This window comes from Sagittula sp. (assembly GCF_052825245.1).
The window spans coordinates 218,557-242,296 of sequence record NZ_JBRBWD010000065.1; the positions used below are offsets into that span (position 1 = coordinate 218,557).

Consider the following 23,740-nt stretch of genomic DNA (forward strand, 5'->3'; position numbering starts at 1 on the left):
CCCGCCTCTGTCCGGTACTGAGAAAGACCCGCCATCACCCGTCCATTTCCGCCAGAAGCGCCGCCTGGTGTTCCGAGATCAGCGCGTCGATGATCTCGTCGAGGTCGCCGCCCATGATCGCATCCAGCTTGTAGAGCGTCAGGCCGATGCGGTGGTCCGTCATCCGCCCCTGCGGGAAGTTGTAGGTGCGGATGCGTTCGCTCCGGTCGCCCGAGCCCACCTGCGCCTTGCGGTCGGCCGACCGCGCGGCATCCGCCTTCGACCGCTCCAGGTCGAACAGCCGGGTGCGCAGGACCTGCATGGCGATCTCGCGGTTGCGGTGCTGCGACTTCTCGGACGAGGTCACGACGATGCCGGTCGGCAGGTGGGTGATCCGCACCGCCGAATCCGTGGTGTTGACGTGCTGCCCGCCCGCGCCCGACGACCGCATCGTGTCGATCCGGATGTCCGACGCCGCGATGGCAATGTCGACCTCCTGCGCCTCCGGCAGCACCGCCACCGTCGCGGCAGAGGTGTGGATGCGCCCGCCCGATTCCGTCTCCGGCACGCGCTGCACGCGGTGCACCCCCGATTCGAACTTCAGCCGGGCAAACACCCCCTCGCCCACGACCCGCACGACCAACTCCTTCACGCCGCCCAGCTCGGACATCTGTTCCTCGATGACGTCCCAGCGCCAGCCGCGCGCCTCTGCATAACGCTGGTACATCCGCGCGAGGTCGCCCGCGAACAGCGCCGCCTCGTCGCCGCCCGTGCCGGGCCGGATCTCCAGCACCGCCGGGCGGGCGTCCGCCGCGTCCTTCGGCAGAAGCGCAAGCTGCACGGCCTTCTCCGCCGCGGGCAGAGCCGCGCGCAGCTCCGGCAGCTCCTCTTCGGCCAGCGCCCGCATCTCCGGGTCCGCCAGCATGGCTTCCGCCTCTTCGATGTCGGAGGTCAGCCGCTCCCACTCCGCGATCTTGCGCACAACGGGCGACAGCTCGGCGAACTCGCGGCCAAGCGCCACGATGTCCCCGCCGCCGGTGGCCATCTGCGCCTCGACATATTCGAGCCGCGCCTTGATCTGGTGCAAACGGTCAGAAGGGATCATGGCGCCCTGCTTGCCCGCAAATCGCAGCCGCGGTCAAGACGGCGCGTATTGACGCGCGGCAATCACGTTGATATCAACCCTAATGCAGCGAGAGGAGACGGACATGCAGAACATCACCATCACCGCCTACGACTGGGTGCCGGATTTTGCCCAGGGCCACGTCCGCGATCTGCGCGTCCGCTGGGCGCTGCGCGAAGCGGGGCTGCCCTACGACGTGGAGCTGATCGAACAGGGCAAGCAGACAGAGCCGGGGCACCTCGCCCGCCAGCCCTTCGCCCAGGTGCCGACGCTCGACGCCGAGGGGGCCGCGCTCTTCGAAAGCGGCGCCATCGTCTGGCGCATCGCGGAACGCTCCCCCGCCCTGCTGCCCGAGGACACCGCCGATCGCGACCGCACCCTCTCGTGGTGCTTCGCCGCGCTGAACTCAGTCGAGCCCTTCGTGGCGCAACTGGCCTTCCTGTCGATCTTCGCCAGGGAAAGGGAGGCGGCAGCCCGCATCGTGCCGCAGGTCACCGCGCTGGTCGAACGCAAGCTCTCGCGCCTGTCCGACGCGCTCGGCGACAGCGACTGGCTGGTCGCCAACCGCTTCACCGCCGCCGATGTGCTGATGGTGACGGTCCTGCGCGACGTGCCCGAGGACACGCTTGCCGCCTACCCGACCCTCAGGGCCTACCGCGACCGGGGCACAGCCCGGCCCGCATTCGCGGCCGCCCTGGAAGAACAGATGCAGCCCTTCGCGGAACACGCCCCGCGCTACGAGAAAGCGTCCTGAGGCACCGGCACCGGGCGCGGCCTAATCGTCGCGCCCCGCGCCCAGCTGCGCCAGCCAGCCCTCGACGCGGTCGCGGTTCACGCCCATGTCGGCGCGGCCGAAGCGCAGGCGCGCCCACAGCTCCAGCACGCCGTCGCTCAGCTTGACCGTGGTGTAATCGGGAAAGCCCATCCACTGCGAGCGGGTGATATAGGTCACCTGACCCTCCGACACGCTGCCGTCCAGCACTTCCGTCCGGGGCGTCGCAAGGATGATCGCGTTCAGCCGCTCGAAGACCGGCTCACCGCCCGAAATGCGCCGCCGCACGCCGTCGGCCAGGTCCTGGTCCGCCGTCACCTGCGGATCGACGTTCCAGTAGGCAGGATCGGACGGCGCAAACCGGATCCACGCCAAGCCGCCAATGACGCACAGCACCACGAGATAGAAGAATAAGCGCACGTCTCCACGTCCTTCCGGGATAACAGGTTCCGCATCTGCACGGTTCGGCGCGATTCTGAAAGTGCGGGACGCGCCAGGTGGCGCGCCTTCGCCGATATCCGGGCGTCAGCCGGAAACCGCCTTGCGCCGCCGCCAGCCCCACAGGCACAGGATCTCCGTCGCCACATGCGCCGCCGCCACGGCCGTCGCGCCGGTGGTGTCGAACGGCGGAGAGACCTCCACCACGTCGCCGCCCTTCAGGTCGAGCCCGGCCAGACGCCGCAGGATCACCGCCGCCTGGTGGCTGCTCAGACCGCCCCAGACCGGCGTGCCGGTGCCGGGCGCAAAAGCCGGGTCCAGCGCGTCGATGTCGAAGGTCAGGTAGCACGGCGCCTGCCCCACGATCTCGTGCACCCGCTGCGCCACCTGCTCCGCGCCGATCTCGTGGACCTCCCGCGCGTCGATGATGTTGAAACCCAGCGTGTCGGGGTTGTCCGTCCGGATGCCGATCTGCACCGACCGCTCCGGCACAACGATCCCCTCCTTCGCCGCCTTGTACATGAAGGTCCCGTGATCGACCCGGTTGAAGTCGTCGTCGGCCCAGGTGTCGGTGTGGGCGTCGAACTGGATCACGCTCAGCGGACCGTGTTTCTTCGCATGGGCGCGCAGGCAGCCCCAGGTCACCGAATGGTCGCCCCCCAGCGCCACGCAGGCCGCGCCCGCGTCGAGGATACCGCTCACATGCGCCTCCACCCGCGCGGGCACCTCCGACGGCATGGCATAGTCCAGCGCCATGTCGCCGTAGTCCGCGATGGCGCATTCCGACAGCACGTCGAAATCCCAGCCGTAGGGCTTGTCCATCGTCTGAAGGAGCGAGGCCTCGCGGATCGCCCGCGGCCCCAGCCGCGCACCGGGCCGGTTGGTCACCGCCTGGTCGAAGGGCAGCCCCGTCACCGCCACGTCGACCCCGGTCAGATCCTTGGTGTACTTCCGTCGCAGGAAGGACGGTGCCCCGGCAAACACGTTCTCGAACGAGGGGCCTTTCAGGTCCTCGCGGGTGAAGGCGTGATCGATCTGCGTCTTTGCCTCTTCCAGACTCATGGGTCGCTCCTGTTTCTTCCCGTTCCGAGGTCACATGGCGCGCACAGCGCCGTCAAGCGCAACGGCCCGTAGGCCGGGCTTTCAGGCCGGCACCGCGCCGGCGGGCGGCATTCGTTAACAAGGGTGACGTGACGTCATGAGCGCAGCCCGTGACTGCCCGGACCAAAGGTTAACAACCGGCCGGTTCGACCCCCTCAACCGGCCGGTTCACCCCTTATGGCGCGTCAGGAGAGGTTAATTTCCGTCAGGATTGCTTAACTGGCTTGCGGAAGTGCCCGCACCGCCCCACCACATCCTGCGGCGCACGGCGGATTAACCCCGCCGCGCGCCCCCCGAAGGATCCGTTCACCCGCCCCGCCGGGCCGCGCGTTAACCAATCGGCAGCGCGCGCTCCACCAGCCGGGCGAAAAAGCTCGCCCCGATCGGCGCGATGCGGTCGTTGAAATCGTACTTCGGGTGGTGGCAGATCGGCGTGTCGCCCTGCCCCAGGAACAGGTAGGCTCCGGGCCGCGCCTGCAGCATGTAGGAGAAATCCTCGCCCGGCATGATCGGCGGCGTGTCCTCGTCGACCATCTCGGCGCCCACGACCTCGCGCGCCACCTCGGCGGCAAAGGCCGCCTGCTCGGGGTGGTTGATGGTCGGCGGATAGCCGTCCTCGTAGTCCAGTTCCGCGGTGCAGCCGAAGCTGCGCGCCTGGAACTCCACGATCTCCGCCATGCGCGACTTCACCGTCGCCTGCGCATCGGTGTCGTAGTAGCGCACCGTCCCGTTCAGCATGGCGGTTTCCGGCACGATGTTCATCGCCGAGCCGGTGTGGATCTGCGTCACGCTGACCACCACGCGGTCCAGCGCGTTCACGTTCCGGCCAAGGATCGTCTGCATCGCCATCACCATGGAGGCCGCCGCGACGACCGGGTCCACGGTGTTCTGCGGCTGCGCGCCGTGACCCCCTATCCCCTTGATATGGATGGTGAACTCGTCGACACCGGCCAGCAGCGCGCCGTGGTTGGTGTTCAGCGAGCCTTCGGGCGCGCCCGGCGAATTGTGGATGCCAAAGACCTCTTCGATGCCGAAGCGGTCCATGATTCCCTCTTCGACCATGATCCGGCCGCCGCCCTCGTTCTCCTCAGCCGGCTGGAAGATCAGCGCCACACGTCCGGCAAAGTTACGGGTGTCGGAAAGGTACTTTGCAGCGCCCAGCAGCATCGTCGTATGGCCGTCGTGCCCACAGGTATGCGCCAGCCCCGGCACGGTCGAGGCGTAGTCCGTCCCCGAAAGATCCTCCATCGGCAGCGCGTCCATGTCGGCCCTGAGCCCGATGGTCCGCCCCGGCGCGCGCCCTTCGATGATTGCCACCACGCCAGACCGCGCGATCCCCTCGTGAATTTCGGTGATCCCGAATTCCTTCAGCTTATCAACGACAAAGGATGCGGTCTTGAAGCAGTCGAGCCCCAGTTCCGGGTTCTGGTGCAGGTGCCTGCGCCACCCCGTCATTTCCTCTTCCAGCGCCGCGATGGAATTCACGATGACCATATGCGGGTCTCCCTAGCGTGTCCTTATTGTCGCGCGCACACTGCTCCGGTTCCCGGGAAAACGGAACCCTCGGACTGACGTTAATCGGTCGTTCATTTACCTTTCGTCAACCTATGCCAGAATGTTGGTGGAAAAATGATCACTATGCGTGTCTCCGTTCCACCAGACGTGCAAAGAAACTTGCCCCTATGACCGCCGCATCGTCGTTGAAATCGAACTCCGGGTGATGGACGGAGGGGCCAAGCCCCTGCCCCAGAAAGAGAAAGCTGCCGGGCCGGGCCTCCAGCATGTAGGAAAAGTCCTCCGCACCCATCTCCGGCGGCATGTCGTCCACGACCTTCCCGGACACCTCGCGCGCCACCTCGACGGCGAATCCGGTCTGTTCGGGGTGATTCACCGTGGGCGGATAGTTCCGGCGATAGTCCAGCTCCGCCTCCACCCCGTGCATCGCCGCCGCGCCCGCCACGATCTCGGCGATCCTCTGCTCCACCCGGTCGCGAACCACGGGCGTCAGGCTGCGCACCGTGCCCCCCAGCGTCACCGCGTCCGGTATGACGTTCGGCGCCGTCCCGCCATGGAACTGCGTGAGCGCCACCACAAGGCTGTCGAGCGGATCGATGGACCGCGGCAGCGCCTGCAACGCCTGGGCAATGGCCACCGCGCAGGGCATAGGGTCGCGGCATTCGTGCGGATAGGCCGCGTGTCCGCCCTTGCCCCGCACCGTCAGCGCGTAGTCGTCCACCGCCGCCATCAGCGACCCCGGGTTGGTCCGGAAGACGCCAAGCTCCGCAAAGGGATCGGTGTGCAGGGCAAACACCTCCTCGACCCCGTGCCGGTCGAAGATGCCGTCCTCCACCATCAGGCGCCCGCCGCCGATCGTCTCTTCGGCCGGCTGGAAGACAAGGATCACCTTCCCCCGAAAAGCCCTTGTTTCGCATAGGTATTTCGCCGCGCCCAGCAACATCGCGGTGTGCCCGTCGTGGCCGCAGGCGTGCATCTGCCCGTCTACTCGCGATGCCCATTCGGCGCCGGTCGCCTCCCGGATCGGCAGCGCGTCCATGTCGGCCCTGAGCGCGGTCACCGGCCCCGGCCCGCAGTCGATGACCGCGACGACACCGCTTTCCGCGATGCCGGTCTCGATCCGGTCGACACCGAATGCCTTAAGCCGTTCGACCACGAAGTCCGCCGTCTTGTGACAGTCGAGGCTCAGCTCCGGGTGCATGTGGATGTGGCGACGCCATCCGGCCATCTCCTCCGCAAACCCGGCAATCCGGTTCACAACCACCATCGTCTGGACTCCTTCCGCCCGATCCCGCACACCGAAGCGAAACCCCAGCCGAGGGAGAAAGGCAATGACAGACCTGATCCACGACCCCAAGGGCGGCATGCCGCGCCTGCTTGAGATCATGCGCCGCCTCCGCGATCCCGAGACCGGCTGTCCCTGGGACCTGGAGCAGGACTTCGCCACCATCGCGCCCTACACCATCGAAGAGGCCTACGAGGTCGCCGACGCCATCGACCGCGAAGCCTGGGACGAGCTGAAGGGCGAGCTGGGCGATCTGCTCTTCCAGTCGGTCTTTCACGCGCAAATAGCGGAGGAAAAAGGGCTTTTCTCCTTCGACGAGGTGGCTGACACGATGTCCGACAAGATGGTCGCGCGGCATCCCCACGTCTTCGGCGAAGAAAGCCGCGACAAGTCGGCCGACCAGCAGACCCTCGACTGGGAAAAGATCAAGGCCGCCGAACGTGCGGCCAAGGCGCAGAAAGGCACGCTCGACGGTGTGGCCCTCGGCCTGCCCGCCCTGATGCGCGCGGTGAAGCTGCAGAAGCGCGCCGCCCGCGTGGGTTTCGACTGGCCCCACGCGGGCCACGTCATGGACAAGCTGGTGGAAGAGCTGGAAGAAATCCGCCAGGCGGAGGACAAGGACCAACAGTTCGAGGAATTCGGCGACATGCTTTTCGTGGTGGCCAACCTCGCCCGCCATCTGGACATTGACCCGGAGGCGGCGCTGCGGGCGGCCAACGCCAAGTTCACCCGCCGTTTCAAATACATAGAGAACCGTCTTGCAGAGGACGGCCGCCGGCCCGAGGACAGCGACCTCGAAGAGATGGACGCCCTCTGGGATTCGGCAAAGTTGCGCGAAAAAGCCTGAGCGTTCCCGTCGGGTATTGACTGATCTTTTTTGTCGGGTTCTAACGCCCCCATCTGACAATGCTCCGAAAGGATCTTCAATGTTCGTTCGTGCCACAACCGCACTGACCTGTCTTGCCCTGGCCGCGCCCGCGCTGGCCCAGGAAGAAGTCAACGTCTACAGCTACCGCCAGCCGGAACTGCTGGCCCCGCTGACCGACGCCTTCACCGAAGAGACCGGCATCAAGGTCAACGTCGCCTTCCTCGAACAGGGGATGGTGGAGCGCCTGCAGGCCGAGGGCCAGCGCTCTCCGGCGGACGTCGTGCTGACGGTCGACATCTCGCGCCTGAACGCCGTCGTGCAGGCCGGTGTCACCCAGCCCGTCGAAAGCGAGACGCTGATGGCGAACGTGCCGGCGATCTACCACGACCCGGAAAAGCAGTGGTGGGGCCTGACCACCCGCGCCCGCGTCGTCTACGCCTCCAAGGAGCGCGTGGCAGACGGCGAAGTGACCACCTACGAGGATCTCGCCGATCCGAAGTGGAAGGGCCGCATCTGCACCCGCTCCGGCACCCACGCCTACAACGTGGCGCTCGTCAGCGCGATGCTGGTCCACCACGGCGAAGAGTACACCCGCGAGTGGCTCGAAGGCGTGAAGGCCAACCTCGCCCGCAAGCCGCAGGGCAACGACCGCGCGCAGGTCAAGGCGATCTGGGCGGGCGAGTGCGACATCAGCCTCGGCAACACCTACTACATGGGCCAGATGCTGAACGACCCCGAACAGAAGGAATGGGCGGATTCGGTCGACATCGTGTTCCCGACCTTCGAGGATTCCGGCACGCATGTGAACATCTCCGGCGTGGCGATGACCGCCGCCGCTCCGAACAAGGAGAACGCGCTGAAACTCATGGAATTCCTGACCTCGCCGAAGGCGCAGGAGATCTATGCCGAGGCGAACTACGAGTACCCGATCGCACCGGGCGCAGAGCCGGCCGAACTGGTCGAGGGCTGGGGCACATTCACTCCGGACGAGACCAACCTGATGACCATCGCGGGCGAACGCGCGGCCGCGCTGAAGCTGATCGAGGAAGTCGACTTCGACGGCTGATGGCCGGAGCCTGAAGACAGCGGTCCGGCCCTGCGCTGACGGGGCCGGACACGAGTCATTCTGGAAGAGCAAAGGGGCGCCACCCATCGGGTCGGCGCCCCTTTTCATGTCCGCCGCAGCGCAAGACCGGGCGGCTGCGCCGTGCGGCCGGGGACGGTGGGCGGGGCGATGCCGCAGGCGAGCGCCGTCCCCCGTCCGGAACGACAAACGGCGCCCCCGAGGGAGCGCCGCTAAAGCCGTCAGACGGTAACGCTTACTGCGCTTCGGTGATGAACTTCACCGCGTCGCCGAAGGTCTGGATGGTCTCGGCCGCGTCGTCCGGGATCTCGATGCCGAACTCTTCTTCGAACGCCATCACCAGCTCGACGGTGTCGAGGCTGTCCGCGCCGAGGTCGTCGATGAACGAGGCCGATTCGACGACCTTGTCTTCGTCAACGCTCAGGTGCTCGACCACAATTTTCTTCACGCGATCTGCGATGTCGCTCATGTTCTTTCCTCACAAGTCTGTGGGCCACTCAGAGCCCAGTTTGCCCGACCCCGCGGCGGACGTTCGTTGCCCGATTGGCGGGCGGCTCGATCTTCCGGGCTCACCCCGGGTTCCAGTGCGCAAGGCTGCGCACCGGCCTGTAAATCAGTGCGGCCTATAGCACAGGCGGAGGGGATGGCAAATGCTTTCCCGTGCTGCCGCGCAGAAGGCCGCCTCGCGGCATCAAAGCATTGCCATCCCGCCGTTCACGTGCAGCGTGGCGCCTGTGACATAGGCGGCTTCGGGGCTGGCGAGGTACAGGACCGCCGCCGCGATTTCCTCCGACGTGCCCATGCGGCCTGCCGGGATCTGGTTGAGGATCGCGGCCTTCTGGTCGTCGTTCAGCTTGTCGGTCATCGCCGTCTCGATGAAGCCCGGCGCCACCGCGTTCACGGTGATCCCTCGGCTCGCCACCTCGTAGGCCAGCGACTTCGACATGCCCACCAAACCCGCCTTGGCGGCGGCATAGTTGCCCTGCCCCGGGTTGCCGGTCGAGCCGACAATGGACGAGATGTTCACGATCCGGCCCCAGCGCGCCTTCATCATGCCGCGCAGCACGCCCTTGCACAGGCGGAAGGTGGAGGTGAGGTTCACTTCCAGCACCTGTGCCCACTCTTCCTCGGACATACGCATGAACAGGTTGTCCCGGGTGATGCCCGCGTTGTTCACAAGGATGTCTAGGCTGCCCATCGCCTCGACCGCCTGCTTGGGCAGTGCGTTCACCGCGTCGGCGTCAGACAGGTTGCACGGCAGCACATGCGCGCGCTCGCCCAGTTCCGCGGCCAGCGCCTCAAGCGGTTCGGTGCGGGTGCCCGAAAGCCCCACCGTTGCCCCTGCGCCGTGCAGCGCCTTCGCGACCGCGCCGCCGATGCCCCCCGATGCGCCGGTCACCAGCGCCGTCTTGCCTGTCAGATCGAACATGACCCTCGTCTCCTTCGGACTTCCTTTGCTTCCGGTTACCAGCCGGACGCGGCCTCCGCCAGTGCCGCATGCCCCCGCGACCGAGGGAAACCTTTTCCAAGCCGGCGATTCTTCCCATGATGGCCGGGACAGACGCCTCCGCCGCGCCGCGAAAGGAAAGCACCGTGCCCTATCGCATCCGCAAGAAGGACACCGGCCCGCAGGACGCCCTGCGCCGCATCGCCTGCGAACAGATCGACCGCGCGCTGGCCGAGCTTGACGACCCTGGCCTCGACACGGCCACCCGCGTCCATCAGGTCCGCAAGCGCTGCAAGAAGACGCGCGGGCTCCTGCGGCTCGTCCGTCCGGCCTTTGCCAACTACGCCGCCGAAAACGCGGCGCTGCGCGACATCGGCCGCGGTCTCTCCGGGCTGCGCGACGCTAGCACGCTGGTGGAGACCTGCGACAGGGTCGCGGCGGAGCTCGACCCGGCCTCGGTCGCGGCCTATGCCCCGATCCGCGCGCGGCTGGTGCTGGACGCCAAGCGCGTGGCCTGGGACGACCAAACCGCGGACCGGCTGCAATCCGCGCGCGCAGCCCTCACCTTCCTGCGCGGACGTGCGGCGGGCTGGACGCTGGACGACGACGGCTTCAGGCCGCTGCGCAAGGGGATGGCGCGGACCTACGACCGCGCCCGCCGCACAATGGATGCCGCCTGGCGCACCCCGACCGAGCAGACGCTGCACGACTGGCGCAAGTGGGTGAAGTACCACCGGTCCCATTGCCGCCTGCTTGCGCCCACGCATCCAGAGATGATGTCCCCCCGCCTCGACGCGCTCGACCAGCTGTCGGACCTGCTGGGCCGCCACCACGACGCCTGCGTTTTGGAAGAGCGGCTCGAACCGGCCGACGACTTCGGGTCCGATACGGACGTTGCCGGATTCGCAGCGCTGGTGCGGGCGCACAGGATGACCCTGGAAGAAGAGGCCTTTGCCCTAGGGCGCCTCATCCTGGCGGAGGAGACGAAGCCGCTGGCAAAGCGGCTCCGTCGCTATTGGAAGGCGTGGCGCAAGGGCCGGTCAAACGATGCGGGGCTCCTGCCCGGCGCCTGACGCGGTCAGCCCTTGAGGCTCTCGGCGGCGGCGACCACCTCCGCCGCGGTGCCGATGTTGCGCACGGCGGCAGAGCGGTCGATGCGGCGCACCATGCCCGACAGCGCCTTGCCCGCGCCGATCTCCCAGAACTCGGTCACGCCCTTGCCGACCATGTATTCCACCGACTCGCGCCAGCGCACGGCGCCGCAGACCTGTTCGACCAGCAGGTTGCGGATCAGGGTAACGTCCGTCACGGCACTGGCGCGCACGTTGGCCACCAGCGGCACCTTGGGTTCGGCGATATTCACGTCGTCCAGCGCCTCGGCCATAACGTCGGCGGCCGGGTCCATCAGGTCGCAGTGGAACGGTGCGCTGACCGGCAGAAGGACGGCACGCTTCGCCCCCTTCTCCTTCGCGACCTCTACGGCGCGTTCGACCGCCGCCTTGGCACCGGAAATCACCACCTGTGCCGGGTCGTTATCGTTGGCCGCGGCCAGGACCTCGCCCTTCGCCGTCTGCGCCACGACAGCGCGCACCGCCGCAAGGTCCAGCCCGAGGATCGCCGCCATGGCACCTTCGCCCACCGGGACCGCCGCCTGCATCGCCTTGCCGCGCGCGCGCAGCAGCCGGGCCGCGTCGGTCACCGTCAGGGCGCCAGCCGCAGTCAGCGCGGTGTATTCGCCCAGCGAGTGGCCCGCCACGTAGGACGCGGCCCCGATGCCCACCCCTTCGGCCTCCAGCGCACGCAGCGCCGCGATGGATGTCGCCATCAGCGCAGGCTGCGCGTTCTCGGTCAGGGTCAGCGTGTCCTGGTCGCCCTCCCAGATCAGCGCCGACAGCTTTTCACCCAGTGCTGCGTCGACCTCGTCAAAGACGGCGCGGGCTGCCGGGTAGGCTTCGGCAAGATCGCGCCCCATGCCGATGGTCTGGGCACCCTGCCCGGGGAAAATGAAAGCACGGGTCATGGCCCTCTCCTCAGCGTCTGATCCTTGGCTTTCAGCCAATACCGCCCCCGGGACAGCCATGCAACGCCTGCCGCACGATGTGTGTGCACGTGCAGAGATTGCGCTGCACCGCGGCAGGACCACATGTTGGCGAAATCCGCGCCATCCCGCACAGGAGCAAACGATGTCCCTGACCAACACCGCCACCCGCTACGGCACCGTCGCCAAGACCCTGCACTGGGCCGTGGCCCTCGGCATCCTCGCCATGTTCCCGCTGGGGTTTCTGGCATCGAACGCGGCCTATGACACGGCCGAGCAGCTGGCCACCAAGGCCACGCTCTTTTCCATCCACAAGACGCTGGGCGTGACGATCCTCGCGCTGGCCGTCATCCGCATCGCCTGGGCGGTGACCCAGCCAAAGCCGGTGGCGCTGCACCCCGAACGGCGGGCCGAGACCTTCATGGCCGAACTGGTGCACTGGCTGCTGTACGGCAGCCTCGTCCTCGTGCCGCTGTCCGGCTGGATCGAGCACGCGGCAACCGAAGGGTTCGCGCCGATCTTGTGGCCCTTCGGACAGAGCCTGCCCTTCGTGCCGAAAAGCCCGGAGCTGGCCGAGGTCTTCGCCACCATCCATTACGTGTTGCAATGGGTGATGCTGGGCTCGGTCGGACTGCACGTCGCGGGCGCGGTGAAACACGCGGTGATCGACCGCGACGCCACCCTGCGGCGGATGTGGTTCGGGCGGACGGACGCCGGTGCACATCCCGCCAGGCGTCACGGCATCGCGGCCCCCACCGGCGCGCTGGCCACCTGGGCGCTAGCCTTCGGCGTGGCCGCCGCCTCCGGTCTCTTCAGCCACGACACGAGCGCCGCCCCCGGACCGGCCCCGCTGCGCCCCGCGCTGGCAGAGGTCGAAAGCGACTGGCAGGTGACGGAAGGCACGCTGGGGATTTCCGTCCAGCAGTTCGGCAAGACCGTCGAGGGCAGCTTTGCCGACTGGACCGCCGACATCGCCTTCGACGACAGCGAGGGCACGGGCCAGAAGGGCGAGGTCACCGTGACCGTCTCCATCCCGTCCCTGTCGCTGGGCAGCGTGACGAAGCAGGCGCTCGGCCCCGAGTATTTCGATGCGGAGCAGTTCACCACCGCGACCTTCACCGCGCCGATCGCCCGGACCGAGGACGGCTATGTTGCCGACGGGGTGCTGACGCTGCGCGGGACGGAGGTGCCGGTCACCCTGCCCTTCACGCTCGACCTCGCGGAGGGCACCGCGCAGATGGAAGGCACCACAACGCTCGACCGCCGCGCCTTCGGCATGGGCGAAACGATGACCGACCCTGCGCAGCTTGGCTTCGACGTGCAGGTCAGCGTCAACCTTACCGCCGCACGCGCCGGCGGATCCTGATCACTCGCGGAAGACGCCGCCCGGTCCCGCACCGTCGGGGCCGGGCGGCGTCACTTTGCCCTGCGGTCCGGTTTAGCCGCGCAGGGTGCGCCAGCCTTCCTTCCACCGGATGATGCGTGTGCCCATGGGCTTGCGCAGCAGTGGCAGCATGCTGTCGTCGATGTTCAGCACCAGCCCGATGGGCACATAATCCATTGCATGATCGGCGAGGCGCGGCGCCGCGTCGGGATAGAAGACCCACCCTGTCTCGCCGTAGATGCGGGCGTAGGGGCTGGTCTGCCCGGTCCAGGGCATCGGGTGGCGACGTTCGAGCGCACCGACCTCGGCCCCGCCCGACAGGATGCGTCCGTCGACGAGCGCGCAGGCGAGGAAGCGGGACTCCTCCTCATGCGCGCCCTCGTCGGCGCGCGCTTCCGGCACGGCCACGATGTGCCAGGGCCGGAACTCCACGAGGCTGCCCGCCTCCAGCCCCGCCAGGTCGCGCGGCGCGCTCATCAGCATGCCGAACCAGTGGTCCCCCGCCTGCGTGTCCAGCCGCACCGGCAGCCGCTGGCCGGGGTGGTCCCCGCGCGCGGGCGCCATGAATTCCAGCATGACGACGTCGCCCGGTTCCAGCCGGGCAAGTTCACGCGGGCTAGGGATGAAATAGGTATAGGGCGCCTCCGCCTTCAGCGGGCGCGGGTCGAGCAGGCGCCACGCCGCGCCGCCCCAGTCGCCATCGGGCATCACATCGAACATGCGGGAATACCTCCGTTCCGGGCCCCGTTTTCGATGACGTTTGTGGCGCGATTGCGGACACGGACCGATCCGAGTGCTTCAAACGAAGCTCGAATTGGCGGGGCCCACGGACGCCACCGAGGCGGCCAAAGCCCAGCGGACACCACCTGACAGCCCCTGAAACAGGAACGCCCGGCCTGCGCAAAAACGCGGGCCGGGCGCTGTCAGAACCTATGGCAACAGGCCGCACCCCGGCGGCCCGTCACCGTTAGACGGATCAGTCCGCCTTCATCGCCTCGATGGAGATCGACACCTCGACCTCGTCGCTGACGTAGGGCGCGAAGGCGCCGACGTTATAGTCGGAGCGCACCAGCGTCGTGGTGGCGTCGAAACCGGCCCAGGGCTTGCCTTCCATCGGGTGGTCCATCTGCTGGTTCAGCTTGGCATCCAGCACGACTTCCTTGGTCACGCCGTTCAGCGTCAGGTCGCCGGTGATCAGCGCGGTGTCCTCGCCGGTCACTTCGATGGAGGTCGACTCGAAGGTCACCATCTCGTCTTCGTTGGCGTCGAAGAAGTCGGGGGACATGAAGTGCTCGAACCGGGCTTCCCAGCCGGTCAGCATCGACATCACCGGGAAGGAGACGGACACGGACGAGGCCGCCGGATCTTCGGCATCCCAGTCGATGGTGCCTTCGAAACCGGAGAACATGCCGGTGCCGGTGGAATAGCCGAGGTGGTTGTAGGTAAAGACGATCTGGCTGTGGCTCGGGTCGAGCGTCCATGCCTCTCCTGCGAAGGCAGAGAGCGGCAGCAGCGAGACGACGGTGGCGAGAAGTGCGGATTTCATAGTGTCACCTTTGTGGACTGTAAGATGACCCACATGTCGCCGCATTGCAGCATCCGCACAACTCGCGCTGTCTCAACATGTTGTGTTGAATTTCGAACAGGTCAGGCCCTTGTCTGCGACTTCGACATGACAATCATCGACATGCCGACGATCAGCATGAAGAGCGATACGCCCAGTTTCATCAGCATCAGCACCGGCGAACCGATGCCTCCGCCGACAAGCCAGATCCCGAAGGCCGACATCGCCAGCCCCGCCCCCGCACACAGCAGGACAAGTCGCAGGACGAGGTGACGGACCGGCCACAGGTCCATGACGTCCGCGGCCGCGCGGCCCTCCGTTGCCTGTGCCATCGCCTTCATCTCGCGTCTCCTGTCGCTGTCTGGCCCTTGCGGACCGTTAACCTTGATCCGAGCGTGACCGGCAAACCCGACGGGATTGCGGCGGCTTCCGGGAAACTCCGGGGCGGCGGCAGGGTGGCCTCGAAACTGTGCCAGATGTCTGCCGACAATCGCAGACCCAGCGTGTAGTACCAGTGTGTGTGGTCGGGGATCACGGTCAGCGTCACGTCATGGCCTGACTGTTGCAGGGCCTTCAACGCATCCCGGTGGCCGTCGAGCGGAAAGAGGTGATCGCCCTCCCCAAGGTAGACAAAGACCGGCATCCGGCGCCCGTCCGGCGCCACCGGATCGCTGCCATGTCCGCCATGCGTCGCCACCGCCCGCCACGTTGGATCGCCGCGCCGCGCGAGGTTGTCTGCCATGACCGCCCCCGTTCCATGCCCCATCAAGAAGACCCGGTCGGCGTCGATCGGATGGACCTGGCCTGCCTCCTCCAGCAGCCGCCGCAGGAAGGCCGGGCCGCTGTCCTCCATCGCCCAGCCCTTCGGATCGGAGGAGTCCGGGGCGATCAGGATCAACCCCTCGCGCCGGGCCACCTCGTCCCACATGTCGATCATCGCGTGACCGTCGCGCCCGGCATCGTGCAGCAGGACAACGGTCGGGCGCGGCGCGCCGTTCACCGGACCGAAACCGATCCAGCGGCGCGGCCCCTTCCCCGACCAGAACCGGCACGGCATCACGTGCGTCTCGCCGATGTCGGTGGGCGGTGCGTATTCGTAGCTGTAGACCGGGCCGCCGTGCAGCTCGGGCACCATCCGCTCGACGTAGTGCCCCGCCACGGGCGCCACCACAGGCTGCGCGGCCCGCATCCCCTGCGCCCAGACCAGCGAAAGCGCTACGACCACCGCCACGGCCGATCCCGACACCACTGCATATCGCAGCCAACCCATACCTGACCTCACGCACGGGGCCCTTCACGACCCCTTTCACCTCGCGCTACACCTGACGGGCGATCCCGGCGCCATGATGACCGCCCGGGGGCAATTCCGGGTCCCCGCGCCGCGTCTTGCAATGGCCGGCAAAGCGTGTATACGGGCGCTTCCTTCCGCATGAACGGTTGAACCGCGCGGTCTCTCGTGGGTCGGGCGCGGAAGGCAAAGCCCGCCCTTTGAAACGCGCCTTGATAGAAATGGAGTGCACATGCCGCTTTACGAGCATGTCTTTATCTCGCGCCAGGACCTGTCCAACGCGCAGGCCGAAGGTCTTGTCGAACACTTCTCCACCGTGCTGAAGGACAATGGCGGCAACGTCGTCGAGTCCGAGTACTGGGGCGTGAAGACCATGGCCTACAAGATCAACAAGAACCGCAAGGGCCACTACGCCTTCCTGCGCACCGACGCACCGTCGTCCGCCGTGCAGGAAATGGAACGCCTGATGCGCCTGCACGACGACGTGATGCGCGTCCTGACCATCAAGGTCGACGAGCACGAGGAAGGCCCCTCCGTCCAGATGCAGAAGAAAGACGACCGTGGCGACCGCCGCGAGCGTCGTCCCCGCGACTGATCCCCAGAGAACAAGGAGCATAAACCATGGCTGCAAAACCGTTTTTCCGCCGCCGGAAGGTCTGCCCGTTCTCCGGTGAGAACGCGCCCAAGATCGACTACAAGGACACCCGCCTCCTGCAGCGCTACATCTCCGAGCGCGGCAAGATCGTTCCGTCCCGCATCACCGCCGTCTCGGCAAAGAAGCAGCGTGAACTGGCCCGTGCGATCAAGCGCGCCCGTTTCCTCGCCCTGCTTCCCTACGCCGTGAAGTAAGGAGGCCAACATGCAAGTCATTCTTCTCGAACGCGTGGCCAAGCTCGGCCAGATGGGCGACGTCGTCGACGTCAAGCCCGGTTTCGCGCGCAACTACCTGCTGCTGCAGGGCAAGGCCCTGACCGCCTCCAAGGAGAACATCGCCTCCTTCGAAGCGCAGAAGGCACAGCTCGAAGCACGCAACCTGGAATCCAAGAAAGAGGCCGAAGCACTGGCCGACCGTCTTGGCGGCCAGCAGTTCGTCGTGATTCGTCAGGCCTCCGACGGCGGCAACCTCTACGGCTCCGTCACCACCCGTGACGCGGCCGACGTGGCCACCGCCGAGGGCTTCTCGCTCGACCGCAAGCAGATCCTGATCCGGACCCCGATCAAGGAACTCGGCCTGCACGACATCGAGGTGCACCTGCACCCCGAGGTCATGGTCACCGTGACCCTCAACGTCGCACGCTCCCCCGAAGAGGCAGAGCTTCAGGAATCCGGCAAGTCCATCCAGGAACTGGCCGCCGAGGAAGAAGCACAGGCCGAATTCGAAGTGTCGCAACTGTTCGACGACCTCGGCTCTGCCGCGTCGGACGACGACGACGCAGCGCCTGCTCCGGCTCCGGCCGCCGAGGGCGAAGACGACTGACAGGCCTTGCGCCTCTGACATGCGAAAGCCGCGCGGTCCCGGACCGCGCGGCTTTTTTCTTGGCAAACCGGCCCGCAGGCAGCGCCAGAATTTGAGATAAAATTGCGGGCACCGAAATTTGGTCAGAATTTTTAAAGGATGCGCCCTTAGGGATGTTCGGAACATCATGCATCCAGAGGTGTCCCATGTGGCCTTTCAAGACAAATGCTCCCCAGACCACATCTCCCGACTCGGAGGAGATCGATCTCGTCAACATGGTGATCGCGACACATGCCGTCATCAGGTTCAAACCCGACGGAGAGATCGAATGGGCGAACGCCGCCTTCCTCGAAGTGCTGGGCTACACGCTGGACGAGATCCGCGGACAGAACCACTCCCTCTTCGTGGACAAGACCTACCGCGAAGGCGCCGAATACGCCTCGTTCTGGGACCGGCTCCGGAAAGGTGAAACCTTCACCAGCCAGTTCCCCCGCGTCACGAAGTCCGGGGAAACGGTATTCATTCAGGCCTGCTACTCGCCGGTCATCGGTGACGACGGCAAGGTCCGTGCGGTCATCAAGGTCGCCTCGGACATCACCGATCGCCAGCTTGCGATCACTGACATCAAGAAATCGCTGGAGGCGCTGTCGACCGGGGACCTGACACGCCATGTCGCGCCCTGCAACGCGCCGGACCTCAATGCGCTCGGCGAAACCTACAACGCCTGCATGACCCAGCTGGCGGAGCTGATCAAGAACGTCAAGAACGTCTCGACCGACGTGAGCCGCACCGCTGACGAGATGATGGAAACGACGGACGACCTCTCCCGCCGGACCGAAACGCAGGCGGCGACGCTGGAACAGACCGCCGCCGCCGTGGACCAGCTGACCTCCACCGCGCGCTCTGCCGCGTCAAACGCGAACGAGGTGCGCAACGTCGCCAACCAGACCCGCACCGCTGCCGAGGGCGGGCGCACCCTCGTGGCCAACCTGACTGCCGCCATGGACAAGATCGAGGGATCGTCCAGCCAGATCAGCCAGATCATCGCCGTGATCGAGGGCATCGCCTTCCAGACCAACCTGCTGGCTCTGAACGCCGGGGTAGAGGCCGCACGCGCCGGCGATTCCGGTCGCGGCTTCGCTGTCGTGGCGTCCGAAGTCCGGGGGCTTGCACAACGCAGCTCCGAGTCCGCGAACGAGATCAAGGCGCTGATCCAGTCCAGCTCGGAACACGTCGGCGAGGGCTCCGACCTCGTGAACCGCGCCACGACAGAGTTCGAAACGATCTTCCAGGGCGTGAACGGCATCTCCGAACGCGTGAAGGAAATCGCGCACGGCATGGAAGAGCAAAGCCAGACGCTGGCGGAAATCAACGCCTCTGTCTCGCAGCTCGACCAGGTGACGCAGCAGAACGCCGCGATGGTCCAGGAGTCCCGCGATTCCGGCACCCGCCTGCAGGGCGGCGCCCGCGACCTGCTGACCGAAATCGACTTCTTCACCGTGGGCGAGGCCCGGAGTTCCGGCAGCTTCCAGCCGTACCAGGCCGCCGTCTGACAACGCCGCCCGCCCGCAGATCCGCCGAAAAGAAAAAGCCGCCCTCAAGAGGGCGGCCTTCAAGTTTATCACTGTCCCCGACCGGCGGTTTGTGACCCGCCAGCCGCGCCGGGTCACTCTTCCTCGAGTGCCTCGACTGCTTTCTCAAGCTCGTCCTTGGAGATTTCCTTCTCCGTGACCTGCGCCTGGTCGGCGATGTGGTCGATGACCTTGTCTTCGAAGATCGGCGCGCGCAGCTGCTGCTGCATCTGAGCGTTCTGGCGGACGAAGTCGAAGAAGGCGCGCTCCTGACCCGGGTACTGGCGGGCCTGGTTCATGATCGCCTGCGTCATCTCGGCGTCGGTCACCTCGACCTCTGCCTTCTGACCCAGCTCGGCCAGCAGCAGACCGAGGCGCACGCGGCGCTCGGCCAGCTTCATGTGCTCTTCGGTCGGCTCGATGGTGTCGTGGTTGTGGTCGTGCACGTCCGGGTTTTCTTCGTGCCACAGCTGATGCGCGATCTGCTTGGCCTCTGCGTCCAGCAGGGTCGGCGGCAGGTCGAAGGACACCATGCCGTCAAGCTGGTCCAGCAGGCCGCGCTTCATCACCTGGCGCGCCGCACCGGCGTACTCAGCCTCCAGGCGCTCGCGGATCTGGTTCTTCAGGCTCTCGAGGTCCTCGGAACCGAACTTCTTGGCCAGCTCGTCGTCGATCTCGGCGGCCTTGGCAGCCTTCACTTCCTTGATCTTGCACTCGAAGGTCGCGTCCTTGCCGGCGAGGTTCTCCGCGCCGTACTCTTCCGGGAACTTCACCTCGACGGTCTTCTCGTCACCGGCGGACACGCCCACCAGCTGCTCTTCGAAGCCCGGGATGAAGGAGCCGGAGCCCAGCACCAGCGGGTAATCCTCTGCCGCGCCGCCCTCGAAGGCTTCGCCGTCGACCTTGCCGAGGAAGTCGAAGACCACCTGATCGCCGTCCTCGGCCGCACCTTCCTTGGTCTCGAAGTCCTTGGCGGTGGCGGCGAGGTTGTTCAGCGCGTCGTTCACCGACTCCTCGTCGGCCTTCACCACCAGCTTCTCGACGGTGATGGTGGACAGGTCGATCTCGGGGACTTCGGGCAGCGCCTCGTAGGACATCTCGACGCGCACGTCGTCGCCTTCCTTCCACTGCTCGCCGTCCATCATCTTGACTTCCGGCTGCAGCGCCGGGCGGTCGCCGGACGTCTCGAAGTGCTCGTTCATGGCACCGTCGATGACTTCCTGCATGGTTTCGCCCAGCACGCGCGGGCCGAACTGCTTCTTCAGCAGCGCAAGCGGCACCTTGCCCTTGCGGAAGCCCTTCATCTCGATATCCGGCTGCGCCTCTTTCAGCTTGGCAGTAACCTTCTCGTCCAGCTCGGCCGCCGTCACGGTGATGGCATAGCCGCGCTTGAGGCCTTCGTTCAGCGTCTCGGTGACCTGCATCGTCTCTTCCCTCGAATGAAGACGCGCCCCACGATGGGGGCGCAATTGAATTTGGCACCTTCTATTGACCTGCGCACAACAGTGCAAGCGGGTTTGGCCGCCGCAGCGTGCCCCGGGCAGGCCTCCGGGCCTCCCCTTGCCGCTTCCGGTCCTCGAAGCCGGTACAGCCCGACCGGCGGGCCTCCATCCGATCTGCCGGCAACCCGTCTTCGGCAGCGATTCGCGGCCCCGGGTGACCGCAACGGAACCGAGGGCCCGCAAAGCCCACAGCCGCCCCCCGGACCCCGGCGGGCGGCCTCGCCCGGCCTGCCGAGGCGAACCGGCCCGGGCGCGCTCACTCCGGCTGCGTGTGCCCCAGGTCGTCGTCGCCGCGTCCCGAAAGGAACACGCCCAGCCCGTGCAGGCTGTCGACCCGTTCGGACATCGCGCGTACGATGATCAGCACCGGCACCGCCACGAACATGCCCACCACCGACCAGGCCCAGCCCCAGAAGGCCACCGCCACGAACACCGCCACCGGGTTCAGGTTCAGGCTGCGTCCCACGGCATAGGGCGTCACGAGCTGCCCCTCGATGCTGGTGAGCACGAAGTATGTGGCCGCCGCCAGTCCCGCCGCCCCCACGGTGTCGAATGACACGATGCCGATGGCAAAGGTCAGCGCCACCCCGGCCAGTGCCCCGATGAAGGGGATGAAGTTAAGCGCGAACGCCAGCACGCCGAACAGCACCGGGTTCGGCATCCCCAGCGCCCAGAGGGCAAGGCCGACAGCAGCCCCCAGCCCCGCATTGATCACGGTGATGGTCAGGAAATAGCGGCTGATCTTGCGCTCTATGTCATAGACGATGCGGATGGCGCGGCGCTTGTCCTTGAAGGTTGGACTGACGGCCACGAGCTTTTCGTAGAACATGTCGCCCGACGCGATGAGGAAGAAGAGCATCACCAGCGTCAGTACAGCCTGGGCCATGACATAAGGCACGCTCATGACCGCCTGAGTAAAGAGGCCCGGCCCCGTGTCGACGGCAACCTTCGGCCCCTCGGCGTCGGTATCGGTCAGCTCGTCGACCTTCTCGGTCGCGTCCGAGACCTTGGCCACGAGGTCGCTGATGCCGCGCAGCTTGATCTCCACGTCGCGCATGATGCTCGGGCCGTTGTCGATGTAGCTTTGCACCGGCCCGGCCAGCCCCCCGGCGGCAACCGCGCAAAGCGAGACCAGCGACAGCACGATGATACCCGCCGAGATGGCGTCGGGCAGGCCCGTCCGCTTGAAGAAGCGCCTCACCGGAGAGAATGTCAGCGAAAGCAGGAAGGCGAGGATCAGCGGCATCAGGAAGGTCCGCGCAAGCAGCAGCACCCCGCCCGCCGCGATCAGGAAGAGGCCGATCACCGCCCAGTGGGAGCGTGATCGGAGGGTGTCTGGCGTGTCGGTCATCGAAGTCCTCCGGCTTCGGCGGTCGGGATCGAGATCGACCGCTGCTGTCAACCGCATCTAACGCGACCGGACTGGAAATCACCGGTCTGTGATATCGTTCGTTACGTTTTTCAGAAGATTTTCTCCGGCGCGTGGACGGCATAGGGAGAAGCCCGCCGACGACCGGCTTCGACTTTGCGTGCCATGTATAATGCGGCCTGACCATCGGCAGAATGCCCCAGGCGGCGCACAGCCTGCGCCCGATCGAATGGATCACACGACCCATGGTGCGCTGCCCTAAGGTACGGAAAAACCGGGATTTTCACTTGTCACAGCGAGGACCCAGCCGGGCGCCTCATGCGACGATCATGGGCAGCCTGTCGAACGTGCCGTGAACGGTGGTGCGGGTGGAGGGACTTGAACCCCCACGCCTTGCGGCGCCAGAACCTAAATCTGGTGCGTCTACCAATTTCGCCACACCCGCTCCGTGGCGCGCTCCATAGCAAAGGCCCCGCGCGCTTGCGAGGGAAAAAAGCAATGCCGCCCCGGTCAGAAAATCCGTGACTTTGGCCGCCTGTTACGGGACACTCCTGCAAAAACCAGAGGCAACCAGAGCAGGACGCCCAGAAATGACGAACCGACCGAACGCGCAGTTGCGCGCGCGGCATGTCGTGTCACGCGAGCCGCTGAATGCGGTCTGCGCGGGCACGCTTGTGCTGACTCTCGACGGCGAACTGCCGGTCGAACACCTGACACCCGGCGACCGGATCATCACCCGCACATCGGGCACCGCCCGCCTGTTCAGGCTGCGCCACCGCCGTCTCATGGTCGAGGCGGTCAGTATCGCGCATGGCACGCTGGGCAACGCGCGGCCCGACCGGGACGTGGTCCTTCCCGCCCGTCAGGAGATCCTGGTTCGCGACTGGCGCGCCAGCGCGCTGTTCGGGGCCAGTCAGGCGCTGGTTCCGGCCTGCAGGCTGATCGACGGCACCTATATCCGCAGCCTCGGCCGGCAGAGACTGGACCTGTTCGAGCTGCACTTCGAGACGCCGCAGATCCTCTATGCCGACGGGCTGGAACTGGCGGCGGTGCAATGCGTGACCGCCCCCGCCTGAGACAGCGCTAGAGCCCGAGGTCGCGGAACACCCTTGGCAGCATCTCCGGCAGGTCCTCCGCGATGAGGCCGGGGCCGAAGGCGCGCGCCGCCTCCACATGCAGCCATGCGCCGGCCTTCGCGGCGTCATAGGCCGGGAGGCGCCGCGCCATGAGCCCGCAGACGATCCCGGCCAGCACGTCGCCCGCGCCTGCCGTCGCCAGCCACGGCGCGGCGCGCTCGTCTACCGCCGCGTTCACCGCCACTCGCCCGTCCGGCGCGGCGATGACCGTCTCCGCGCCCTTGATCAGCACAACCGCCCCAGCGCGCATCGCCGCCTCGCGCGCGGCATCGATCCTTGAGAACGCGTCGTCGTTTTCCATCCGCCCGGCGAGATCGGGGAACAGCCGCCGGAATTCGCCGCCGTGGGGTGTCAGGACGCAATTGTCGTGAAGCATGTCGAACAGCGCCTGCGGCTCGCGCTGGAAACGAGAGAGGGCGTCGGCGTCCAGCACCGTGCCCCGCCGCGCCTTCAGCGCACCGCGCACCAGTTCGCCGGTGGCAGGCCCCAGCCCAAGCCCCGGCCCGAGGCAGAGAGCGTTGTATCGCTCGTCCTCCAGCATCTCGGCCAGCCCCGCCGTTCCGTCGAGCCCGCGGATCATGATCGCCGTCAGTTGCACCGCGTTTTCCGTCACCGCGCGCAGCGGACAGCCGAGCGTCACCAGACCCGCACCGACCCGCAGCGCCGCCCGTGCGGCCAAGCGGGCCGCCCCGCCCTGCCCCGGTGGTCCCGAAAGGACAACGGCGTGGCCGTGGTCGTACTTGTGCTGATCGACCCGCTTCGCAAGATCCGGCAGCGTGTCGCGCGTGATGGTTTCCGACTGCATGGCACCTCCGGGCAT

Annotated in this window: 25 protein-coding genes and 1 tRNA gene; 10 read left to right on the top strand and 16 right to left on the bottom strand. The window is 66.7% G+C overall.

Annotated features, from left to right (window positions below; genetic code table 11):
- Positions 1-34: 34 nt before the first annotated feature.
- Entirely contained in the window at positions 35-1,084 is a 1,050-nt protein-coding gene (prfA, locus tag ACU0DV_RS26255) for a peptide chain release factor 1 (RefSeq protein ID WP_100927078.1), read from the bottom strand.
- Positions 1,085-1,187: 103 nt separating this feature from the next.
- On the opposite strand from prfA, the gene ACU0DV_RS26260 reads away from it, so the two are divergent.
- Entirely contained in the window at positions 1,188-1,856 is a 669-nt protein-coding gene (locus ACU0DV_RS26260; protein ID WP_446242843.1) for a glutathione S-transferase family protein, read from the top strand.
- A gap of 21 nt (positions 1,857-1,877) precedes the next feature.
- Here ACU0DV_RS26260 and ACU0DV_RS26265 read toward each other — a convergent pair whose 3' ends face one another.
- The 4 genes from ACU0DV_RS26265 to ACU0DV_RS26280 all read right to left on the bottom strand — a co-directional run bounded on the left by ACU0DV_RS26265 (position 1,878) and on the right by ACU0DV_RS26280 (position 6,195).
- A complete protein-coding gene (locus ACU0DV_RS26265; protein WP_446242842.1) occupies positions 1,878-2,294 on the bottom strand; it encodes a DUF1499 domain-containing protein in 417 nt (138 codons plus the stop codon).
- A gap of 105 nt (positions 2,295-2,399) precedes the next feature.
- Positions 2,400-3,374: an agmatinase gene (speB, locus tag ACU0DV_RS26270; RefSeq protein ID WP_100927081.1), complete on the bottom strand. Its 975-nt coding sequence runs from the start codon at positions 3,372-3,374 to the stop codon at positions 2,400-2,402.
- Positions 3,375-3,743: 369 nt separating this feature from the next.
- A complete protein-coding gene (locus tag ACU0DV_RS26275) occupies positions 3,744-4,907 on the bottom strand; it encodes a M20 aminoacylase family protein (protein ID WP_100927082.1) in 1,164 nt (387 codons plus the stop codon).
- 142 nt (positions 4,908-5,049) lie between these two features.
- Positions 5,050-6,195, bottom strand: a complete 1,146-nt coding sequence (locus tag ACU0DV_RS26280) for a M20 aminoacylase family protein (RefSeq protein WP_446242841.1) — start codon at positions 6,193-6,195, stop codon at positions 5,050-5,052.
- Between the two features lie 64 nt (positions 6,196-6,259).
- Here ACU0DV_RS26280 and mazG point away from each other — a divergent pair, with 64 nt between their 5' ends.
- Both mazG and ACU0DV_RS26290 read left to right on the top strand, forming a co-directional pair.
- Positions 6,260-7,060 carry a nucleoside triphosphate pyrophosphohydrolase gene (gene mazG, locus ACU0DV_RS26285; RefSeq protein ID WP_370313509.1) on the top strand — a complete coding sequence of 267 codons (801 nt, stop codon included), beginning with the start codon at positions 6,260-6,262 and terminating at the stop codon, positions 7,058-7,060.
- Positions 7,061-7,139: 79 nt separating this feature from the next.
- Complete coding sequence (locus tag ACU0DV_RS26290) at positions 7,140-8,147, top strand: Fe(3+) ABC transporter substrate-binding protein (protein ID WP_446242840.1); 1,008 nt, start codon at positions 7,140-7,142, stop codon at positions 8,145-8,147.
- Positions 8,148-8,400: 253 nt separating this feature from the next.
- Here the strand turns inward: ACU0DV_RS26290 and ACU0DV_RS26295 are convergent, their stop codons facing one another.
- Positions 8,401-8,634: an acyl carrier protein gene (locus tag ACU0DV_RS26295; RefSeq protein ID WP_005856007.1), complete on the bottom strand. Its 234-nt coding sequence runs from the start codon at positions 8,632-8,634 to the stop codon at positions 8,401-8,403.
- A 222-nt stretch (positions 8,635-8,856) separates the two neighbouring features.
- Positions 8,857-9,594 carry a 3-oxoacyl-ACP reductase FabG gene (gene fabG / locus ACU0DV_RS26300; protein ID WP_370313508.1) on the bottom strand — a complete coding sequence of 246 codons (738 nt, stop codon included), beginning with the start codon at positions 9,592-9,594 and terminating at the stop codon, positions 8,857-8,859.
- Between the two features lie 164 nt (positions 9,595-9,758).
- Between fabG and ACU0DV_RS26305 the strand changes: the two genes are divergently transcribed.
- The gene (locus ACU0DV_RS26305; RefSeq protein WP_446242839.1) at positions 9,759-10,685 is read left to right on the top strand and encodes a CHAD domain-containing protein; all 927 of its coding nucleotides are present in this window, start codon (positions 9,759-9,761) and stop codon (positions 10,683-10,685) included.
- A gap of 5 nt (positions 10,686-10,690) precedes the next feature.
- On the opposite strand, the gene fabD is transcribed toward ACU0DV_RS26305, so the two are convergent.
- Positions 10,691-11,632, bottom strand: a complete 942-nt coding sequence (fabD, locus tag ACU0DV_RS26310) for an ACP S-malonyltransferase (protein WP_370313506.1) — start codon at positions 11,630-11,632, stop codon at positions 10,691-10,693.
- 163 nt (positions 11,633-11,795) lie between these two features.
- Between fabD and ACU0DV_RS26315 the strand changes: the two genes are divergently transcribed.
- On the top strand, positions 11,796-13,016 hold the full coding sequence (locus ACU0DV_RS26315) for a cytochrome b/b6 domain-containing protein (RefSeq protein WP_446242838.1): 1,221 nt from the start codon (positions 11,796-11,798) through the stop codon (positions 13,014-13,016).
- 72 nt (positions 13,017-13,088) lie between these two features.
- On the opposite strand, the gene ACU0DV_RS26320 is transcribed toward ACU0DV_RS26315, so the two are convergent.
- From ACU0DV_RS26320 to ACU0DV_RS26335, 4 genes are all read right to left on the bottom strand, one after another.
- Entirely contained in the window at positions 13,089-13,754 is a 666-nt protein-coding gene (locus ACU0DV_RS26320) for a hypothetical protein (protein ID WP_446242837.1), read from the bottom strand.
- Between the two features lie 256 nt (positions 13,755-14,010).
- Positions 14,011-14,580, bottom strand: coding sequence for a YceI family protein (locus tag ACU0DV_RS26325; RefSeq protein ID WP_446242836.1), 570 nt, complete (start codon positions 14,578-14,580; stop codon positions 14,011-14,013).
- Between the two features lie 101 nt (positions 14,581-14,681).
- Complete coding sequence (locus tag ACU0DV_RS26330; RefSeq protein WP_446242835.1) at positions 14,682-14,939, bottom strand: hypothetical protein; 258 nt, start codon at positions 14,937-14,939, stop codon at positions 14,682-14,684.
- Positions 14,936-15,868, bottom strand: a complete 933-nt coding sequence (locus ACU0DV_RS26335) for a dienelactone hydrolase family protein (RefSeq protein ID WP_446242834.1) — start codon at positions 15,866-15,868, stop codon at positions 14,936-14,938. Before ACU0DV_RS26335 ends, ACU0DV_RS26330 begins: the two co-directional genes overlap by 4 nt.
- 250 nt (positions 15,869-16,118) lie before the next feature.
- Here ACU0DV_RS26335 and rpsF point away from each other — a divergent pair, with 250 nt between their 5' ends.
- The 4 genes from rpsF (at position 16,119) to ACU0DV_RS26355 (ending at position 18,895) form a co-directional block, all read left to right on the top strand.
- Positions 16,119-16,481: a 30S ribosomal protein S6 gene (gene rpsF / locus ACU0DV_RS26340; RefSeq protein WP_100927094.1), complete on the top strand. Its 363-nt coding sequence runs from the start codon at positions 16,119-16,121 to the stop codon at positions 16,479-16,481.
- Between the two features lie 26 nt (positions 16,482-16,507).
- Positions 16,508-16,735, top strand: a complete 228-nt coding sequence (gene rpsR, locus ACU0DV_RS26345; protein ID WP_005608650.1) for a 30S ribosomal protein S18 — start codon at positions 16,508-16,510, stop codon at positions 16,733-16,735.
- Between the two features lie 10 nt (positions 16,736-16,745).
- Complete coding sequence (gene rplI / locus ACU0DV_RS26350) at positions 16,746-17,363, top strand: 50S ribosomal protein L9 (RefSeq protein WP_283982959.1); 618 nt, start codon at positions 16,746-16,748, stop codon at positions 17,361-17,363.
- Positions 17,364-17,548: 185 nt separating this feature from the next.
- On the top strand, positions 17,549-18,895 hold the full coding sequence (locus tag ACU0DV_RS26355) for a methyl-accepting chemotaxis protein (protein WP_446242833.1): 1,347 nt from the start codon (positions 17,549-17,551) through the stop codon (positions 18,893-18,895).
- Between the two features lie 113 nt (positions 18,896-19,008).
- Here ACU0DV_RS26355 and tig read toward each other — a convergent pair whose 3' ends face one another.
- The 3 genes from tig to ACU0DV_RS26370 all read right to left on the bottom strand — a co-directional run bounded on the left by tig (position 19,009) and on the right by ACU0DV_RS26370 (position 22,229).
- The gene (gene tig, locus ACU0DV_RS26360; RefSeq protein ID WP_100927097.1) at positions 19,009-20,337 is read right to left on the bottom strand and encodes a trigger factor; all 1,329 of its coding nucleotides are present in this window, start codon (positions 20,335-20,337) and stop codon (positions 19,009-19,011) included.
- A gap of 334 nt (positions 20,338-20,671) precedes the next feature.
- Positions 20,672-21,766 carry an AI-2E family transporter gene (locus tag ACU0DV_RS26365; protein ID WP_254698264.1) on the bottom strand — a complete coding sequence of 365 codons (1,095 nt, stop codon included), beginning with the start codon at positions 21,764-21,766 and terminating at the stop codon, positions 20,672-20,674.
- Between the two features lie 378 nt (positions 21,767-22,144).
- Positions 22,145-22,229 (bottom strand) — tRNA-Leu (locus ACU0DV_RS26370).
- Positions 22,230-22,374: 145 nt separating this feature from the next.
- Here ACU0DV_RS26370 and ACU0DV_RS26375 point away from each other — a divergent pair.
- Positions 22,375-22,860, top strand: coding sequence for a Hint domain-containing protein (locus ACU0DV_RS26375; RefSeq protein WP_446242832.1), 486 nt, complete (start codon positions 22,375-22,377; stop codon positions 22,858-22,860).
- Between the two features lie 7 nt (positions 22,861-22,867).
- Here the strand turns inward: ACU0DV_RS26375 and ACU0DV_RS26380 are convergent, their stop codons facing one another.
- Positions 22,868-23,725 carry an NAD(P)H-hydrate dehydratase gene (locus tag ACU0DV_RS26380; RefSeq protein ID WP_446242831.1) on the bottom strand — a complete coding sequence of 286 codons (858 nt, stop codon included), beginning with the start codon at positions 23,723-23,725 and terminating at the stop codon, positions 22,868-22,870.
- Positions 23,726-23,740: the final 15 nt, after the last annotated feature.

What these genes read in the sequence shown, in the direction of transcription:
- prfA (WP_100927078.1), bottom strand. Translation starts at nt 1,084, where the DNA reads ATGATCCCTTCTGACCGTTTGCACCAGATCAAGGCGCGGCTCGAATAT.
- ACU0DV_RS26260 (WP_446242843.1), top strand. Translation starts at nt 1,188, where the DNA reads ATGCAGAACATCACCATCACCGCCTACGACTGGGTGCCGGATTTTGCC.
- speB (WP_100927081.1), bottom strand. Translation starts at nt 3,374, where the DNA reads ATGAGTCTGGAAGAGGCAAAGACGCAGATCGATCACGCCTTCACCCGC.
- ACU0DV_RS26275 (WP_100927082.1), bottom strand. Translation starts at nt 4,907, where the DNA reads ATGGTCATCGTGAATTCCATCGCGGCGCTGGAAGAGGAAATGACGGGG.
- ACU0DV_RS26280 (WP_446242841.1), bottom strand. Translation starts at nt 6,195, where the DNA reads ATGGTGGTTGTGAACCGGATTGCCGGGTTTGCGGAGGAGATGGCCGGA.
- mazG (WP_370313509.1), top strand. Translation starts at nt 6,260, where the DNA reads ATGACAGACCTGATCCACGACCCCAAGGGCGGCATGCCGCGCCTGCTT.
- ACU0DV_RS26290 (WP_446242840.1), top strand. Translation starts at nt 7,140, where the DNA reads ATGTTCGTTCGTGCCACAACCGCACTGACCTGTCTTGCCCTGGCCGCG.
- ACU0DV_RS26295 (WP_005856007.1), bottom strand. Translation starts at nt 8,634, where the DNA reads ATGAGCGACATCGCAGATCGCGTGAAGAAAATTGTGGTCGAGCACCTG.
- fabG (WP_370313508.1), bottom strand. Translation starts at nt 9,594, where the DNA reads ATGTTCGATCTGACAGGCAAGACGGCGCTGGTGACCGGCGCATCGGGG.
- fabD (WP_370313506.1), bottom strand. Translation starts at nt 11,632, where the DNA reads ATGACCCGTGCTTTCATTTTCCCCGGGCAGGGTGCCCAGACCATCGGC.
- ACU0DV_RS26315 (WP_446242838.1), top strand. Translation starts at nt 11,796, where the DNA reads ATGTCCCTGACCAACACCGCCACCCGCTACGGCACCGTCGCCAAGACC.
- ACU0DV_RS26320 (WP_446242837.1), bottom strand. Translation starts at nt 13,754, where the DNA reads ATGTTCGATGTGATGCCCGATGGCGACTGGGGCGGCGCGGCGTGGCGC.
- ACU0DV_RS26325 (WP_446242836.1), bottom strand. Translation starts at nt 14,580, where the DNA reads ATGAAATCCGCACTTCTCGCCACCGTCGTCTCGCTGCTGCCGCTCTCT.
- ACU0DV_RS26330 (WP_446242835.1), bottom strand. Translation starts at nt 14,939, where the DNA reads ATGAAGGCGATGGCACAGGCAACGGAGGGCCGCGCGGCCGCGGACGTC.
- ACU0DV_RS26335 (WP_446242834.1), bottom strand. Translation starts at nt 15,868, where the DNA reads ATGGGTTGGCTGCGATATGCAGTGGTGTCGGGATCGGCCGTGGCGGTG.
- rpsF (WP_100927094.1), top strand. Translation starts at nt 16,119, where the DNA reads ATGCCGCTTTACGAGCATGTCTTTATCTCGCGCCAGGACCTGTCCAAC.
- rpsR (WP_005608650.1), top strand. Translation starts at nt 16,508, where the DNA reads ATGGCTGCAAAACCGTTTTTCCGCCGCCGGAAGGTCTGCCCGTTCTCC.
- rplI (WP_283982959.1), top strand. Translation starts at nt 16,746, where the DNA reads ATGCAAGTCATTCTTCTCGAACGCGTGGCCAAGCTCGGCCAGATGGGC.
- ACU0DV_RS26355 (WP_446242833.1), top strand. Translation starts at nt 17,549, where the DNA reads ATGTGGCCTTTCAAGACAAATGCTCCCCAGACCACATCTCCCGACTCG.
- tig (WP_100927097.1), bottom strand. Translation starts at nt 20,337, where the DNA reads ATGCAGGTCACCGAGACGCTGAACGAAGGCCTCAAGCGCGGCTATGCC.
- ACU0DV_RS26365 (WP_254698264.1), bottom strand. Translation starts at nt 21,766, where the DNA reads ATGACCGACACGCCAGACACCCTCCGATCACGCTCCCACTGGGCGGTG.
- ACU0DV_RS26375 (WP_446242832.1), top strand. Translation starts at nt 22,375, where the DNA reads ATGACGAACCGACCGAACGCGCAGTTGCGCGCGCGGCATGTCGTGTCA.
- ACU0DV_RS26380 (WP_446242831.1), bottom strand. Translation starts at nt 23,725, where the DNA reads ATGCAGTCGGAAACCATCACGCGCGACACGCTGCCGGATCTTGCGAAG.